This is a genomic window from Caulobacter sp. LjRoot300 (assembly GCF_964253875.1).
Lineage (GTDB): Bacteria > Pseudomonadota > Alphaproteobacteria > Caulobacterales > Caulobacteraceae > Caulobacter.
Genome location: NZ_CAXUSA020000001.1, coordinates 147,481 through 164,103 on the forward strand (window position 1 = coordinate 147,481; position 16,623 = coordinate 164,103).

At 70.4% G+C, this 16,623-nt stretch carries 12 protein-coding genes, 1 tRNA gene and 1 pseudogene; 5 read left to right on the forward strand and 9 right to left on the reverse strand.

The genetic code is table 11. From position 1 onward, the window contains the following. Position 1 precedes the first annotated feature (1 nt). From ACSQ2G_RS00780 to ACSQ2G_RS00790, 3 genes are all read right to left on the reverse strand, one after another. Positions 2 to 75, reverse strand: a tRNA-Cys gene (locus ACSQ2G_RS00780). Between the two features lie 99 nt (positions 76 to 174). Next, positions 175 to 1,266 carry a class I SAM-dependent methyltransferase gene (locus ACSQ2G_RS00785; protein WP_436027466.1) on the reverse strand — a complete coding sequence of 364 codons (1,092 nt, stop codon included), beginning with the start codon at positions 1,264 to 1,266 and terminating at the stop codon, positions 175 to 177. A gap of 39 nt (positions 1,267 to 1,305) precedes the next feature. After that, the gene (locus ACSQ2G_RS00790; RefSeq protein WP_310081495.1) at positions 1,306 to 2,532 is read right to left on the reverse strand and encodes a class I SAM-dependent RNA methyltransferase; all 1,227 of its coding nucleotides are present in this window, start codon (positions 2,530 to 2,532) and stop codon (positions 1,306 to 1,308) included. Positions 2,533 to 2,782: 250 nt separating this feature from the next. On the opposite strand from ACSQ2G_RS00790, the gene ACSQ2G_RS00795 reads away from it, so the two are divergent. Further along, positions 2,783 to 3,430 (forward strand): hypothetical protein, encoded by a 648-nt coding sequence (locus ACSQ2G_RS00795; RefSeq protein ID WP_310081497.1) that lies wholly within the window; start codon positions 2,783 to 2,785, stop codon positions 3,428 to 3,430. An 81-nt stretch (positions 3,431 to 3,511) separates the two neighbouring features. Here ACSQ2G_RS00795 and ACSQ2G_RS00800 read toward each other — a convergent pair whose 3' ends face one another. Continuing rightward, positions 3,512 to 4,243: a TlyA family RNA methyltransferase gene (locus ACSQ2G_RS00800; RefSeq protein ID WP_436027469.1), complete on the reverse strand. Its 732-nt coding sequence runs from the start codon at positions 4,241 to 4,243 to the stop codon at positions 3,512 to 3,514. Between the two features lie 100 nt (positions 4,244 to 4,343). Here ACSQ2G_RS00800 and ACSQ2G_RS00805 point away from each other — a divergent pair, with 100 nt between their 5' ends. Together ACSQ2G_RS00805 and ACSQ2G_RS00810 are read left to right on the forward strand one after the other, a co-directional pair. Then, positions 4,344 to 5,795, forward strand: a complete 1,452-nt coding sequence (locus ACSQ2G_RS00805) for an amidase (RefSeq protein WP_436027471.1) — start codon at positions 4,344 to 4,346, stop codon at positions 5,793 to 5,795. Then, positions 5,796 to 5,952, forward strand: a pseudogene (locus tag ACSQ2G_RS00810) (hypothetical protein); the annotation flags it as partial. Here ACSQ2G_RS00810 and ACSQ2G_RS00815 read toward each other — a convergent pair. Beyond that, the gene (locus ACSQ2G_RS00815) at positions 5,912 to 7,687 is read right to left on the reverse strand and encodes a class I adenylate-forming enzyme family protein (protein ID WP_436027473.1); all 1,776 of its coding nucleotides are present in this window, start codon (positions 7,685 to 7,687) and stop codon (positions 5,912 to 5,914) included. The pseudogene ACSQ2G_RS00810 and the gene ACSQ2G_RS00815 sit on opposite strands and share 41 nt — an antisense overlap. A gap of 1,089 nt (positions 7,688 to 8,776) precedes the next feature. On the opposite strand from ACSQ2G_RS00815, the gene ACSQ2G_RS00820 reads away from it, so the two are divergent. Further along, entirely contained in the window at positions 8,777 to 10,021 is a 1,245-nt protein-coding gene (locus tag ACSQ2G_RS00820; protein ID WP_436027475.1) for a serine hydrolase domain-containing protein, read from the forward strand. 127 nt (positions 10,022 to 10,148) lie between these two features. Then, a complete protein-coding gene (locus ACSQ2G_RS00825; RefSeq protein ID WP_436027476.1) occupies positions 10,149 to 10,535 on the forward strand; it encodes a hypothetical protein in 387 nt (128 codons plus the stop codon). 230 nt (positions 10,536 to 10,765) lie between these two features. Here the strand turns inward: ACSQ2G_RS00825 and ACSQ2G_RS00830 are convergent, their stop codons facing one another. The 4 genes from ACSQ2G_RS00830 to ACSQ2G_RS00845 form a co-directional block, all read right to left on the reverse strand. Then, complete coding sequence (locus ACSQ2G_RS00830; protein WP_436027478.1) at positions 10,766 to 13,489, reverse strand: valine--tRNA ligase; 2,724 nt, start codon at positions 13,487 to 13,489, stop codon at positions 10,766 to 10,768. Positions 13,490 to 13,737: 248 nt separating this feature from the next. Continuing rightward, positions 13,738 to 14,268: a pole-organizing protein PopZ gene (popZ, locus tag ACSQ2G_RS00835; RefSeq protein ID WP_436027480.1), complete on the reverse strand. Its 531-nt coding sequence runs from the start codon at positions 14,266 to 14,268 to the stop codon at positions 13,738 to 13,740. Positions 14,269 to 14,386: 118 nt separating this feature from the next. After that, on the reverse strand, positions 14,387 to 15,904 hold the full coding sequence (locus tag ACSQ2G_RS00840; RefSeq protein WP_436027482.1) for a TolC family outer membrane protein: 1,518 nt from the start codon (positions 15,902 to 15,904) through the stop codon (positions 14,387 to 14,389). 145 nt (positions 15,905 to 16,049) lie between these two features. Continuing rightward, a complete protein-coding gene (locus ACSQ2G_RS00845; RefSeq protein WP_436027484.1) occupies positions 16,050 to 16,622 on the reverse strand; it encodes a protein-L-isoaspartate O-methyltransferase family protein in 573 nt (190 codons plus the stop codon). Position 16,623: the final 1 nt, after the last annotated feature.

Sequence of the window (16,623 nt, forward strand, 5' to 3'; positions counted from 1 at the left end):
GTGGAGGCCCGGCCCGGAATCGAACCGGGGTGCACGGATTTGCAATCCGCTGCGTCACCACTCCGCCACCGGGCCATCCGGGTCAACGCAAGGTGCGTCGGCGAAGAGGTCGGTTCGAATACAGGAGCCCGCCGCGCTAGGCAATGGCCATGAACGGGTTGGCTGCAGGGTTTGCTATCGGGGTTTTTCGAGCAGCAGCGCCTTGGTCAGGAAGGCCTGGTCCCGCCCGGCCACGCTCAGGCCCGCCGCGCCGAACAGGACCGGCAGGTCGGTCTGGGCGTAGGTCGAATAATAGGGCTCGTGGAAATAGGCCGGGAAGGCCTCCAGCAGCCGCGACAGGTCGGGCTCGTCGACCGGCTGCACCGAATCGGCGAAGGCCAGCACGCCGCCGGGCTTGAGCACCCGGGCGATCTCGGCGGCCACCACGGGACGCACCCGCGGCGGCAGTTCGTGGAACAGGTAGACGCAGGTCACCGCGTCCAGGCTGGCGTCGGCGAACGGCAGGTGCTCGGCGTTGGCCTGCACCCCGCCCCGCCCCGAGCGGCTGCGGGCCGCGGCCAGATAGGCTCGCGACAGGTCCAGGCCGGCGATGGCGGCGCGGGGAAAGGCCGCGTCCAGGTCGGCCAGGAAGGCGCCCGAGCCGCAGGCCAGGTCGACCACCTTGAGGCCGCGCTGGTCCTGACCGCGCCAGCGGCGGGCCAGCAGCGACAGGGCCCGGCGGCGCATGGCCCCGGCCGCGCCGGAGAACAGCGCCTCGACCTGGGCCTCGTAGCGGCGGGCGCTGGCGTCGGTGAACCAGCCGCCGGACTGGTAGTGGAAGTTCTGCCGATAGTAGTTGGGATAGCCCTCGGTTCCCGCCTCGTCGCGCACCTCCACCCCGTCGCCCCGGCGGCGGCGCTGGTCGACGGCGCGGGCGTCGGCGATGACGTCCAGGGCCTGGCGGAAGGCGTCGGCGGGGTTGCGCGGTCCGTCGCCTGTCGGCGGATAGAGGCCGGCGGCGACGTCGGCGGCGTCCTTGTCGAAGGCGGTCAGATAGGCCTTGCGCAGCCGGTCGGCCGAGACGGGCGGGCCCTGCGGCTCGAACCGGGCCTTGGCCTCGCCGCGGGTCGGCTGGGCCAGGGCGCGGGTGACGCCGCCGGCGGCGGTCCACCAGGCGGCCTTGACCGCGGCCCGGGCCCGCTGGCTGGCGCCGTCCAGGGCGAAGGCGCCGCGGCCCTTCGGAATGGCCTCCCGGGGCTCGCCCGACTTGCCGGATCGCTCGTCCATGACCGTCTCCCGGACGGCCCCTCGTGGAAGAGGACCGTCCTACCGCGAAAACACGCCGACCAGCTCAATATGGGGCGACCACAGGAACTGGTCCACCGGCAAGACCCGCTCCAGGCGGAAACCGGCGTCGACCAGTATCTTGGCGTCGCGGGCGAAGGTGGCCGGATTGCATGAGACGCCGACCACGCGGGCCACCTTTGACTTGGCGATCTCGACGTGCTGCTCGTAGGCCCCGGCCCGGGGCGGGTCGAGCACGGCGACGTCGACCTTGTTCAGCTCGGTCGACAGCACCGGCCGGCGGGTCAGGTCGCGGGCCTCTGCTGTGATCGCCTTCAGCCCGTTGGCCGTGCCCAGCGCGCCCTTCAGGGCGGCGATGGCGGGCGCCGAGCTGTCGGCGGCGTGGACGCTGCCCACCTCGGCCAGGCGGAAGGTGAAGGTGCCCACGCCGCTGAACAGGTCGACGATCCGCGACGCGCCCTGGGCCGCCTCGACCGCGAACTCGACCATGGCCTTCTCGGCCTGGGGCACGGCCTGCAGGAAGCCGCCGGCCGGCAGGGCGACCACGGCCGGGCCCAGCTTCACCATCGGCTGGCGGGCCATGTAGATCATCTCGCCGGCCATGGTGACCCGGGCGAAGTCGTGCTCGCCGGCGATCATCGCGGCGCGAACCCGGGCGTCTGCCGACAGTCCGCCGCTCTTGGCCTCGACGCCGGTGACGTCGATGTCCAGCCCCGTGGCGGTCAGGGTGACGTGCAGGGTCGGGGCCGACTTGGGATGCTCCAGGAACGGCGCGGCCAGGCGGGCCAGGGCCGGAAAGGCCGCGACCAGCTTGGGGTTCGACACCGGGCAGGTCTCGATCCGCGCCAGGTTCCACGATCGGCGCTCCTTGAAGCCCAGCCGCGCCCCGCCCTTGCCGCCCCGGGCGTGCAGGGCGACGCGGCGGCGCGAGGCCGGCGGCGACGCGAAGGTCGGCAGGACCTCGGTCTCCAGCCCCTCGCGGGCCAGCTGGAACCGCACCTGCTCGCGCTTCCACTCCAGATAGGGCGCGGCGTCCCAGTGCTGGAAGGCGCAGCCGCCGCAGACCCCGAAGTGCGGGCACGGCGGCAGGACGCGGTCGGGACTGGGCTCCAGCACCTCGACCAGCTCGCCGCGATTGCCGCTCATCTCGGCGGTGACCCGCTCGCCCGGCAGGGTCAGGGGGACGAAAGAGCCCTCGGCGATGCCGTCGCCCTGGGCGCCGACCGCCTGGATCCTCAGTTCACGCATGGACAGTCCAATTCGACAGGCGGAACCTTCACCGGTCCGCGCCATTTCTGTTATGATGTTCGGGACGGTGCCCGCCATGCCCGCGCCACGATCGACACGGACAAGATTTCGGACGCTCCCATAGCCTATTCGGAGCGAATGCGTGTGAACGAAGATGAACGGGTCGCTCAACGTCCGTTCATCAACGGCTTGGCAATTTAGGTGTTAAGGCGGGTCCGGCTCTCGGCGGCCCTGGTCGGAGGAGTTTCTCATGATGTTCAAGACCGTTCTCGGCGTCGCCGCCGCGGCCGCCCTCGCCGGCGCGCTGGCCCCGACGATGGCCTCGGCCCAGGCCTATGGCGCCTATGGCAACTCCGGCGCCTACGGCGGCGGCGGGAATTACGACAGTAACGGCTATTACTACGATCCCTGCCGCCGCAGCACGACGCAGCGCGGCACGGGCGGCGGCCTGGCCGGGGCCGGCATCGGCGCGGCGATCGGCAGCGGCGTGGCCGCCAAGGGCGCCCGCACCGAGGGCGCCGTGCTGGGAGGCGTGCTGGGCGCGATCGCCGGCTCGGCCATCGGCCGCAACTCGGCGGCCTGCTCGCCGGGCGCCAACCCGCCGCCACCACCGCCGCCGTCCTACAACCAGGGCGCCTATAACAGCTACGACCGTCCGGACGACGGCTATTACCGCGACAGCCGCTATGGCGACACCCGCTATGGCGACCGCAGCGACGACCGCCGCGGCGGCTACACCTACGAGTCCGAGCGCTCGTACAGCGTGACCGACAGCCGGACCGACGCCAACGGCTGCACCCTGGCCGAAAGCCCAATCTACCTGCCCGACGGCCGCACCCAGAAGCGTTTCGTCCGCGTCTGCCCCGACGCCTCGGGCCGCTATCAGGTCGTCGACTAGGCGATCCGAGATCTCAGTCGAATTGAAGGAGCCGCCGGCGTTCGCGCCGGCGGCTTTCTTTTCGCCGCGACGGCCTGAAAATCAGCCCTTCACCGCCCACAGCAGGTGCTCGACCTGGCCGTCGCCGCCGGTGATCGGGCTCGGGGCGACGCCCTTGACCGTCCAGCCGGCCGCCTCGACGAAGGCCGAGACCGAGGCGATGCAGTCGGCGATGATCTGCGGGTCCTTGACCAGGCCGCCCTTGCCCACCCGGTCGCGCCCGGCCTCGAACTGCGGCTTGATCAGGCTGACCAGGTCCGCGCCCGGCTCGGCCAGGTCCAGGGCCACGGGCAGGCATTTCTCCACCGAGATGAAGCTGACGTCGCAGACCACCAGGTTCGGCGCCGCGTCCAGATGGCCTTCGTCCAGCGTCCGGGCGTCGACGCCGGAACGGTCGACCACGCGCGGGTCGGCGGCGATGCGCGGATGCAGCTGCTCGCGGCCCACATCGACGGCGTAGACCTTGGCCGCGCCCTTGGACAGCAGCACCTCGGTGAAGCCGCCGGTCGAGGCCCCGACATCCAGGGCGACCTTGCCCTCGACGGCGATCGGCCAGAGCTCCAGGGCGTGGGCCAGCTTCAGGGCGCCGCGTCCCACCCATGGGAAGGCGGCGACGCCTTCCAGCATCGCGGTCGGCTCCAGTTCCTGCGAGGGCTTGGTCACCAGCTTGCCGTCGGCCTTGACCGCCCCGGCCTCGATGGCGGCGCGGGCCTTGGCCCGGCTGTCGAACAGGCCGGTCTCGACCAGCAGGATGTCGGCGCGTTTGCGTTTCATCGCCGGGCTGTAGCACGACTTGCGGCCGGCGCGCCTTCGGGTTCACAGTGATCGCCGTTCACCGATGCGCCGCAGATGTCGGGACGCCCGAGGAAACCCGATGGACACTCGCCATGGCCTGACCGCCGCCGCGCCCGCTTCGCAGGCGTCCTGGACGCCCGACGCCACGCAGATCGCCGACCGCATCCGGACCCGGGCGGTCGGCGCCGTGGAGGTCGTCGAAAAGGCCGTGCGCGACGCCGAGGCCCTGGACGGCGCCCTGGGCGTGCTGGTCACCGCCGACTTCGAGCGGGCGATCGACAAGGCCCGGCGCCTGGACCAGGGCCAGGGTGATCGCGACGCGCCGTTCGCCGGCGTGCCGTTCCTGGTCAAGGACCTCAACGACTATGCCGGCCTGCCCACCCGCTCGGGCTCGCGGTCCATGCTGGGCCTGCCGCCCGCCGCCGCCCAGGACGGCTATTGCGACGCCTTTGACCGGGCCGGGCTGGTGGTGATCGGCAAGTCGGCGACGCCGGAATACGGCTTCCTGCCGACCACCGAGCCCGTGGCCTTTCCGCCGACCCGCAATCCCTGGAACCTCGCCCACAGCAGCGGCGGCTCGTCCGGCGGGGCGGCGGCGGCCACGGCGGCGGGGATCGTGCCCTTCGCCCACGCCAATGACGGCGGCGGCTCGATCCGCATTCCCGCCTCCTGCTGCGGCCTGTTCGGGCTGAAGCCGTCGCGCCACCGGATGCCGCCCAGCCGACCGCCGCTGCGGGCCGTCGACCTGGCGGTCGAGCACTGCGTGTCGCGCAGCATCCGCGACAGCGCCGCCCTGCTCGCGGCCACCGAACAGGCCGCCGGTCCCCTGCCCGCCGTCGGCCTGGTGGCCGGACCGAGCCAAAGGCGGCTGCGGGTCGGGCTGGTCACAGAGACCCAGCTGGGCGTCCAGCCGGACGCCGAGGTCCGCGCCGCCGCCGAGGCCGCGGCCAAGCTGATGGAGTCGCTCGGCCACCAGGTCGAGCCCGCCCAATGGCCGACCAACGGCCCGGTCTTCGCCCTGGACTTCCTGGCCATCTGGGCCAGCGGCGCGGCCGAGCTGGTCGATTTCGTGACCCAGACCCTCGGCCGCCGGCCCGACGAGACCGTGCTGGAGCCGTTCACCCTGGCCCTGGCCGAGCTGTTCGGCGGCCTGCCCGAGGGCGGGCTGGCCCAGTCGGTAGCCCGCCTGAACGCCGACGCCCTGGCCTATGACCGCTGGTTCGACCGCTATGACGTGATCCTCTCGCCGGTGCTGGGCCAGCCGCCGGCGCCGCTGGGCTGGGTGGCGCCGACGGTGTCGATCCCCGACCTGACCGAGCGCCTGAACGCCTATGTGGGCTACACCACGCTGCACAACGTGGCCGGCGCGCCGGCGATGAGCGTCCCGCTGCACTGGACCGCCGAGGGCCTGCCGGTGGGCGTGCAGTTCGCCGCCCGGGCCGGGGACGAGCGGACGCTGTTCGAACTGGCCTATGAACTGGAAGCGGCCCAGCCGTGGGCCTGGCGGCGGCCGGGGATCAGCGCCGGCTAGCGTGTTGCGTCCTTCGAGGCTCGGCTTCGCCTCGCACCTCAGGATGAGGACTTCAGCAAAAGACCCTCATCCTGAGGGGCCCGCGCAGCGGGCCTCGAAGGACGCACGGCGTCCCTCTACCCCTCCACGAACACCTTCTTCAGCTCGTTCTTCGTGATCTTGCCGTTGGCGTTGCGCGGCAGGGTCTCGGGCCAGAAGACCACCTTGACCGGCACCTTGAAGGCGGCCAGGCGATCGGCGACGAAGGCGCGCAGTTCGGCCTCGGTGGCCTGCGCGCCCGGCTTCAAGGTCACCACGGCGGCCGGCTCCTCGCCCAGGGTCTTGTGCGGGATCCCCACCAGGGCGGCGTCCATGATCGCCGGATGCTCGTACAGCAGGTTCTCCACCTCGATGCAGTAGATGTTCTCGCCGCCGCGGATCAGCATGTCCTTGGCCCGGTCGATGATGTAGCAGAAGCCCTCCTCGTCCAGCCGCGCCAGGTCGCCGGTGCGCACCCAGCCGTCGATGAAGGTCTGGGCGGTGGCCTCGGGCTTGTTCCAGTAGCCCTTCACCACCTGCGGGCCCTTGCACCACAGCTCGCCGACCTCGCCGGTCGGCAACTCGCGATATGGCGCCTCCAGGGTCATGATCTTCAGGTCGGTGACCGGCACGGCCGGGCCGCAGCTGTCGGGACGGTTCTCGTAATCCTCGGCCGAGTTGCTGGTGGCGGTGGCCGAGGTCTCGGTCATGCCCCAGCCGTTGCCCGGCAGCGACTTGGGCCAGATCTCCTTGATCTTGCGCACCAGCTCCGGAGCCGACGGCGCGCCGCCATAGGCCACGGTCTCCAGCGACGACAGGTCGTAATTGGGACGGCTGGGGTGCTCGATGATCTGCCAGGCGATAGTCGGCACGCCGCCCATCTGGGTCAGCTTCTCGTCCTGGATCAGCTGCATGGCCTTTTCCGGATCCCACTTGCGGATCATGGCCAGCTTGGCGCCGGCGAACAGCGAGGGGTTCATCACCGCGAAGCAGCCGGTAGCGTGGAAGAACGGCACCGAGATCAGCGAGCCCTTCTGCGGCAGGCTGGGATCGGGCTGGGGCGGGACCTCGCCGCGTCGCAGGTAGCTGCGGGCGCCGGCGGCGGCGGTGGCGAAGATGTTGCTGTTGACGTTGCGATGGGTGCCCAGCGCCCCCTTCGGCTTGCCGGTCGTGCCGGAGGTGTAGAAGATCGTGGCGTCGTCCTCGGGACCCAGTTCGACGGTCGACAGCGGCTTCTCGTCCAGCTTGATCCAGTCGTTGGGGCAGCCGATCACGCCCTCCAGCCGCTTGACGTAGGGATGGGCGATCTCTTCCTTCGAGCGGCTGACATAGACCCGCTTCAGCTCGGGGCAGTTGTGCAGGTGCTCGGCCAGGCGCTCGAAGCGCTCGACGTCCATCACCGCCACCGAGGCGCCGCTGTCGACTAGGCCGTATTCCAGCTCCTGGCCCGTCCACCAGGCGTTCAGCGGGGTCAGGATCGCGCCCAGCGACAGGCCGGCATAGAAGGCCACCGGCCATTCGGGCAGGTTGCGCATGACCAGGGCGACCCGGTCGCCCTTCCTGACGCCGGCCGCCTCCAGCTCGGCGGCGAACACCGTCACGGCGCGGTAGAAGGCCTCGAAGCTGACCCGCTCGTCCTCGTGCACCATGTAGATCTTGTCGCCATGGGTGCGGCCTGCCAGCAGGGTGTCGCGCAGGGTCGGCGGGCAGTGCTTCCAGACCCGGGTCGGAACGCCGCGGATCTCGATCTCCTCCATCTCGCCGGGCGAGCCGGGGGCGGTGATCAGGGCGTAGGCCTGCTTGACCGACATGGCCGGCCAGGGGACGGCGGCGGGGGTCGGGGCGGCGTGAGGCGCGGTGGCGGCCTGGGTCATCGTTACTCTCCCGGTCTATGGTCGCGCTTCGCTGGCCGAGCACGTTTCCCCACGAGAAAGCACAGGCCGAGGCGGGATGCAAACGTCTGTTCGAACCTAAGGGAACAACGATAAGTTAGAGGTGGCGGAAGACGCTTTTCAGACCCTCCCCCCGTGGGGGAGGCGATCGCGCAGCGATCGGTGGGGGGAGTTTTAGGATCGTAGGTCCTCCAGGATCTGGCCATCGGCCGATCACTCCCCCCTCCGTCGGCTTCGCCGACACCTCCCCCACAGGGGGAGGATCTGGGACGGGGACAGGCGCATGCGCCTGTCCCCAGCCATGAGGCGGCGACCTCGGCCTTTCGCGGCCGAGTTGATGGGAAGGGTGCGAAGCGCCCGGGCCTCGCCCGGATGATTTGCAGTTTTGAGTACCGTTTCGACGAAGTGCAGGCGCTTCGCGCAGCCGTTATCCGGAAGCCTTCGGGTCGCGGATTTTTAACCCGCTCCGATGGAGGCCCCCGACGGGCAGGGAATTGGCGTTCCCCGGACCGCACGGGCGATTTCAGCCCGTGCCTGTTGCGCTTGCCGATCCTTCGCCGCCTGGGTTTCGTCCCGACTAAGGGGAACCTGCCCAGGACCGTCGCGAAAGGTTGTCACCGAAGACCACCGACAAACGCTTCCCGCTCGACCACCCCCGAAAGCCGCATCGGTCGCCGTACGTGCGCCCTCCCCGTGCCTTCAGGTGAGGTCAGGATACGGGCGGTCTGAAGGGTGAGGATCAAATCGGGTCGAGAAAGTTTAGGGCGTTGAAATCCTAAGGTTCTATCCGCTATCCGCCGAGCATAACTCGCCGGGGACGTGCTCTCATGGCAAGGCGTCGCGGAGCGATCCACGGCCTCGGGGTGAGTGCATGTCCCCAACGACATCCACGGCGTCATGGGACTTCAACGCCGGACTCAGCGGGTCCGTTGGGGACACGCACTCACGACCAGCGCCCTGCAAACCGGCCGGCGCCTTGCCGTGAGTGCGCGTCCCCGGCCGCGAACGCCCGTACGGCTTGCCGCCTTCAAAGGATCGCCCTACCTCAGGTTCAGCAAAGGGAGTCGTCGCATGCGTCCGTGGATCTTAAGCCTCGCCGTCGCCGCCAGCCTGGCGCTGGCCTCCCCCGGCCTCGCCGCGCCGCCCCCAGCGCCCGCCATCGCCGCCGCGCCCGACGCGGCGCTCGACGCGCCCCTGGCCGCCCGGCTGGACAAGGTGGTCGACGCCGCCCTGGCCGAGCACCGGCTGGTCGGGACCGTGGTGCTGGTCGCCCGCGACGGCAAGCTGGTCTACCACCGCGCCGCCGGCCTGGCCGACCGCGAGGCCGGTCGCCCGATGCGCGAGGACGCCGTCTTCCGCTTCTCCTCGGTGACCAAGCCGTTCGTCAGCGTGGCGGTGATGAAGCTGGTCGAGGAGGGCACGCTGCGGCTCGACGACCCGGTGACCAAGTGGCTGCCCGACTTCCGGCCGAAGCTGGCCGACGGGACCGAGCCGGTGATCACCCTGCGCCAGCTGCTGAACCACACCAGCGGCCTGACCTACGGCCTGGCCGAGGCGCCGTCGCACCCCTATCACCGGCTGGGCGTGTCGGACGGCATCGACCTGTCGGGGATCAGCCTGGACGAGAACGTGCGCCGCCTGGGCCAGGCGCCCCTGGCCTTCCCGCCCGGCTCGGCCTGGCGCTATTCGCTGGCCATCGACGTGCTGGGCGCGGTGGTCGAGAAGGCTGCGGGCAAGCCCCTGCCCCAGGTCGTGGCCGAGACGGTCACGACGCCGCTCGGCCTAACCGACGCCGGCTTCGTGGCCCGCGACCCGGCCCGGCTGGCGACGCCCTATATCAACGCCCAGCCCGCGCCGACCCGGATGACCGACAACCAGGACGTCCCGCTGGGACCCACGGCCGTACGCTTCGCGCCCAGCCGCGCCACGGACAAGACCGCCTTCCCGTCCGGCGGCGCGGGCATGGTCGGCACGGCCGGCGACGTGCTGGCCCTGCTGGAGACCGTCCGCAAGGGCGGCGCCCCGATCCTGAAGGCCGCGACCGTCGCCGAGATGATGAAGGACCAGGTCGGGCCACAGGCGACGACCCAAGGCCCCGGCTGGGGCTTCGGCTATGGCTGGGCGGTGCTGGACGACCCCGCCGTCGCTCACACCCCGCAGGCGGCCGGCACGATCGCCTGGGGCGGGGTCTATGGCCACAACTGGTTCGTGGACGCCAAGAACGGCCTGACCGTGGTGATCATGACCAACACCGCCTTCGAGGGCATGAACGGCCCCTTCACGGCCCAGGTCCGCGACGCGGTCTACGGGCGCTGATCGGGGTCGTTGAGCGAACCGCGTTCGAACATGGACCCATTTTGACCGCATCAGCGTCCAGCCGACGCCCCATTGTCGCGTCAGCGTAACAGAACGTTGGGGGACATTTCGACAGATGGGAAACCGCATGCGTTCATTTCTGACCCTCGGCGCCGCCGCCGTAGCCCTCGCCATCGCCGCCCCGGCCCTGGCCCAGACCACGTCTCCGACCGCCCCGGCTCAGGACCCGGCGACGGCGGCCCCCGCCAACCCAGACCCGGCCGCCTCGGCCCCGGCGCCCGCCGCGGCCGCGCCGGTCACCGCCGGCCAGCCGGTCAAGGACAACACCGGCGCCACGATCGGCACCGTCGCCGAGGTCAAGCCGGACGCTTCCGGCAAGACGATGGCGGCGATCAAGATGGACGACAAGACCTTCGCCGTCGACGTCGCCAACCTGGCCGTCCGCGACGGCGCCACCCTGATCAACGCCAGCAAGGCCGAGATCGAAGGCATGCTGGGCGGCGCGAAGAAGTAACAGCCGGCGCTTCCCTCCCCTTCATGGGAGGGGCATCGCCTATGATTACAGCCGGAAAAAGCTGTCATCCCGGACAAGCTCGGCAACGCCGAGCGAAGATCCGGGACCGCCGCAAGCGCTTGCGTTCACGCGTCGGTCCCGGATCTTCGCGCTGCGCGCTCGTCCGGGATGACGACCGCTTCTGGTCATAGGCGACGGCCCTCCCCGCGAGGGAAGGGAAACTTTCCAGATCAGCCCACCGCCTCGAGCCGCGCCAACGCCGCTTCCAGCTTGGCCTTCGCGGCCTCCGCCTCGGCCAGGCGCTCGCGGTTCTCCTCGACCACCTCTTCCTTGGCGCGGGCCAGGAAGTCGGGGTTGCTCAGCTTCTTGCCGGTCTTCTCGATCTCGCCGACATGGCCGGCGATCTCCTTGGCCAGGCGGGCCTTCTCGGCCGTCAGGTCGATGAACTCGGCGATGGCCAGGGCGCCGGTCGCCTCGCCCAGCACGATCGGGACCGAACCCGTCGGGGCCGTGTCGGCCTCGCGGGCGCTGTCCAGGCGGGCCAGGCTCAGCAGCAGGTCGCGATGGCGGGCCAGGCGGCCCTTGGTCTCGGTGTTGGCGCCGATCACCGACAGCGGCGGCTTGGCGCCGGGCGGCACGTTCATCTCGGCGCGGATCGAGCGGATCTCGCCGACCGTGTCGACCAGCCAGCCGATCTCGGCCTCGGCGTCGGCGTCGATCCAGCTCTCGGGCAGCTCGGGCCATTTCTCGACGATCAGCATGCCCTCGCGCGGCGCGCCGAACTCGGCGGTCTTGTCCCACAGCTCCTCGGTGATGAACGGCATGACCGGGTGCAGCAGCTTGAGAATGACGTCCAGCGCCCAGGCGGCCGTGGCCCGGGTCTCGGCCTTGGCCTCGGCGTCGTCGCCGTTGAGGATCGGCTTGGCCAGCTCGACGTACCAGTCGCAGAACACGTTCCAGATGAACCTGTAGAGCGCGTCGGCCGCGTCGCTGAAGGCCGGGGCTTCCAGGGCGCGGGTCACCTCGACGACGGTCTTGACCGTCTCGCCGCGGATCCACTTGTTGATCGGCTGCTTCACGGTCGCGGGATCGAAGCCCTCGACGCGGACGCACTCGTTCATCTGGGCGAAGCGCGAGGCATTCCACAGCTTGGTGCCGAAATTGCGATAGCCTTCGATGCGTTGCTTGGAGAGCTTGATGTCGCGGGCCTGGCCCGACATCGCCGTCATGGTGAAGCGCACCGCGTCGCAGCCCAGCTCGTCGATCAGGACCAGCGGGTCCATGACGTTGCCCTTGGACTTGCTCATCTTGGCGCCCTTCTCGTCACGGACGAGGGCGTTGATGAACACCTGCTTGAACGGGACTTCGCCCATGAAGTGGATGCCCATCATCATCATCCGGGCGACCCAGAAGAAGATGATGTCGAAGCCCGTGACCAGGGTGCTGGTTGGGTAGAACTTGGCCAGGTCTTGTGTCTTCTCCGGCCAGCCCAGGGTCGAGAACGGCCACAGGGCCGAGCTGAACCAGGTGTCGAGGACGTCCTCGTCGCGCTTCAGGACCGGGGCCTCGTCGCCATAGTGCAGGATGGCGGCGGCCAGGGCCTCTTCCTCGGTCTCCTCGACGAAGATGTGGCCGTCGGGCCCGAACCAGGCCGGGATCCGGTGGCCCCACCACAGCTGGCGCGAGACGCACCAGGGTTCGATGTTGCGCAGCCACTCGAAATAGGTCTTTTCCCAGTGCTTGGGCTCGAAGACCGTCGCCCCCTCCTCCACCGCCTTCAGGGCGGGCTGGGCCAGGGTCTTGGCGTCGACGTACCACTGGTCAGTCAGGTAGGGCTCGATGACCACGCCCGAGCGGTCGCCGTGCGGGACCATGTGGCGGGTCTTCTCGATCTCGCGCAGCCAGCCATCTTCCTCGGCCTTGGCGACGATCGCCTTGCGGGCCGCGAAGCGGTCCAGGCCGCGATAGGCTTCGGGGACCTCGTCGTTCAGCCGGGCGTCCGGCGTCAGAATGTTGATCGCCGGCAGGCCGTGGCGCTTGCCCACGCCGAAGTCGTTGAAGTCGTGCGCGGGCGTGATCTTGACCGCGCCCGAGCCCTTGGTCGGGTCGGCGTAGTCGTCGGCGACGATCGGGATGCGGCGGCCGACGATCGGCAGGACCACGTCCTTGCCGACCAGGTCCTTGTAGCGCTCGTCCGACGGATGGACGGCCACGGCGGTGTCGCCCAGCATGGTCTCCGGCCGGGTGGTGGCCACGACGATGAAGTCGCGGGTCTCGAATTGCGTGGCCTTGCCCTCGTCGTCGAAGGCGACCGGGTACTGGAACGTCACGCCGTCGGCCAGCGGATAGGCGAAGTGCCAATAGTGACCGTCGACCTCCTTCTGCTCGACCTCGAGGTCGGAGATGGCGGTCTGGAACTGCGGGTCCCAGTTGACCAGGCGCTTGTCGCGATACAGCAGGTTCTGCTTGTACAGCTGGACGAACACCTTGCGGACGGCGGCCGACAGGCCCTCGTCCAGGGTGAAGCGCTCGCGCGACCAGTCGCAGCTGGCGCCCAGGCGGCGCAGCTGGTTGGTGATCGCCCCGCCGCTTTCGGCCTTCCACTCCCAGACCTTGTCGACGAAGGCCTCGCGGCCCATCTCGCGGCGGCCGATGTTGCCGGCGGCGGCCAGCTGGCGCTCGACGACCATCTGGGTGGCGATGCCGGCGTGGTCGGTGCCCGGCAGCCACAGGACCGACTTGCCGCGCATGCGGTGGAAGCGCGTCAGCACGTCCTGCAGCGTGTTGTTCAGCGCGTGGCCGATGTGCAGGCTGCCCGTGACGTTGGGCGGCGGGATGACGATCGTGAACGCCTCGGCGCCCGGCGCCTCGCTGGGCTTGAAGGCCCCGGAGGCCTCCCAGGCGGCGTACAGGCGGGGTTCGACGGATTTGGGATCGAAGGTCTTTTCAAGCATGGCGCGGTGGGTATGCCATCTGCGGCCGCCGGGCGAAACCTTGGGCCTTGGTTCAACGGGGATTTCAGGACGGAAAAAGGCGGCCGCCGGAGCGACCGCCTCTTGGATTTCACAGGTTGCGCCGCCCTGCGTCCTTCGAGGCCCACGGCGTGGGCGCCTCAGGATGAGGAAAGCAGAAGCAACCCACCGCCCTCATCTTGAGGTGCTCGCCAGCGGCGAGCCTCGAAGGACGCAGAGCGGTTGAGCCGCTATACCCCGCGGCCGCGGGCGATGCGGTGAACTTCTTCCTCGACCTTGGCCTCGACGATGCGCGGCAGGTTCTGGTCCAGCCACTCCTTGAGCAGCGGGCGCAGCAGTTCGCGCACGACGTCCTCCAGAGTGCGGCCGTCCTTGGGCATCAGCAGGGCCGAGCTCAGGCTGCCGAAGGCGCTGGCGGCCAGGCCGGCGGCGTGGTCGCCCACCAGGTTGTCGGCCACTTCGTCGCGGGAGAACGCCGACGCGGGGGCCGGTTCGGGCGGCGGAGGCGGCGGCGGGGCGGGTTCCGGCTCGGGTTCCGGCGAATAGACGTCGATGTCGCCCATCGATTCGACAGGGGCCGGCGGCTCGATCGGGTCGGTCAGTTCCAGAACGTCGTCCTCGGCCGGAGCCTCCTCGACGGGCGCGGGCTCGGGTTCCGGCGCCGCGGCGGCCTCCGCCGGCGCGTCATCTTCCGAGATGATGCGCCGGATGGAGGCGAGGATTTCCTCCATCGTCGGTTCTTGGGGGCTCTGGTCGGACATGGGTTGGGCGTCTCGAAGAGGGTACGAATCCGGGGACGCCCCGACGGACGCCTACCGCGATGGTGCAGACTTGCGCGCCTTAAGCAAGCTCAAGCATCGAAGGCGCGCCAATTGGTCCCTATTTGGCGCCGGCCTTGGCGGAGGACGCCGGCGCGGCCTTGACCGCCGTCGACGGGGCGCCGACCTTGTCGATCACGCGGACGACGGGCTCCCACGGCACCCAGCCGAAGGCGTGGTTGACCTTGTTGTACGACTTGACCGGGTCGTAGCGCTCGACCTCGGGGGCCAGGTTGGCGACGTTCAGCACCCCCATGGCCTGCAGCACGCTGGCGCTGGCCACGTATTCGTCGCGGTGAGCGACCACCAGGGCGACCTCGGCGTTGGCCAGCTCCAGCTGGGCGTTCAGCACGTCCAGGGTGGTGCGCAGACCGACCTGCTGCTCCTGGCGCACGCCCTCGAAGGCGATCTTGGTGGCCCGCACCTGCTCCTCGTTCGACACCAGGTTGGCCCGCGAGGCCAGCAGGTTGTTCCAGGCGGTCGAGATCTGCTGCAGGGCCGAGCGCTGGGCGCTCTCGACCGAGATGCGGGCGGCGTTCTCGCGTTCCTTGGCGGCGCGGACCTGCGAGGCGTTCAGGCCGCCGGTGAACAGCGGCACCGAGGCGGTGATCGAACCGCTGAGCGCGCGGTCATAGTCGCCGTACTGGCGGCCGACGCTGTTGATCTCGCCGGCGTCCCAGCCCAGGCCGGCGCGGGCCGAGACGGTGGGGCGATAGACGGCCTTGGCGGCGGCGACGCGGGCGGCGGCGGCCTGCTGGGCGTAGCGGGCGGCCTGGATCTGCGGGTTGTTCTTGTCGACCAGGTCGAAGGCCTGCTCGACGCTGGCCGGCAGCAGGGCGGCCAGGGACGGCTCGGGGGCCAGGTCGGTCGGGTTCTGGCCGACCACGGCGGCGAAGGCCGCCCGGCTGGCGGCCAGCAGGGCCTGGGTCGACGACAGGCTGGCGCGGGCCGCGGCCAGGCGGGCCTCGGACTGGGCCACGTCGGTGCGGGTGATCTCGCCGACCTCGAAGCGCGCCTTGGACTCTTCCAGCTGGCGCGTCAGGACGGTGACGTTCTCCTGGGCGATGCGCAGGCGTTCCTGGTCGCGGCGGACGTCGACATAGCTCTGGATGACGTTGCCCAGCACCGATTGCTCGACGCTGCGCAGGTCCTCGCGGCCGGCCAGCACGTCGGCTTCGGCGGCGGTCAGGTTGGCGCTGGCCCGGCCGCCGGTATAGAGCGTCTGGCCCAGATTGACCGAGGCGCCGCTGCCGGCGGAGTCGGCGTGGTCGCGGTTGGGCACCTGTACGATCTGGCCGCCGACGATCGCGGCGGTGGTGCCGGGATCGGCCAATTCGGTGTGGGTGCCGCTGATGCTGGCCGAACCGGTGACGCTCGGGCGGAACGCCGTCTTGGCCTGGACCACGCCCTCGTCGGTGACGCGCTGGTTGGCGCGCTGGCCCTGCAGGGTGGGGTTGGTCTGGTAGGCCAGGGCCAGGGCGTCGGCCAGGGTCTCGGCCCGCGCGGCCGAGGCGAGGCCGGCCATCAGGCCCAGGCTGCAGGCTGCGGCCAGCAAAGCGGCCCGACGGCTATTCGACATCAAGTTCATTCCCCACGAAACCTTCGCCAGACCCGGCGCGACGCCCGCGCCCACTATGATCGGCTGTACGGCGAGAGACCATAGGCCGCTAGTTAAGCTTTTTTCACGCAGACGTTGCGCGCCCCAGCTTTCTGGACCGAAGCGCTCAGAACGCAAAGCCCTGTTCGACGGCGAAGCCGGCCAGCAGCGGCGGCGTGGCGTCGAAAACCGCGCGGCGACCCACGCCGTCCTCGGCCCGGACATAGATCACCGCGCGGCCGACCGGCCCTTCGCGCTCGATCACGGCCAGGCGGCCGCCCTGGGCCAGCGCCCTGGCCCAGCTGGCGGGGGCCCGCGGCACGGCGCCCTCGCAGATGATCACGTCGTAGTCGGAGCCCGGCGCGGCCGTCAGGTCGTCGCCATCCAGGCGGGTGACCGAAACGCCCATCTGCTCAAGCACGGCGGCGGCGTAGGGGGCGGCGATGGCCAGGGCCTTGTCGCCCTCGCGCGGACGCAGGTGCTGCAGAAGCTTGCCCACGTCGCGCGGACGCAGCAGCCAGCGCCCGGGGGCGTATTCGACGTCGGCGTCGGCATAGGCCAGGTAGCCCTTGCCGGCGGGGACCAGGGTCTCGCGCGGCACGACCCTCAGGGCGTCCTGCAGGGGCAGATCGGTGACGTCGGCCGTGCGGATCTGGCTTTCGACCATGTTCAGGCGCGCGGCGGCGAAATCGGAGCTCATG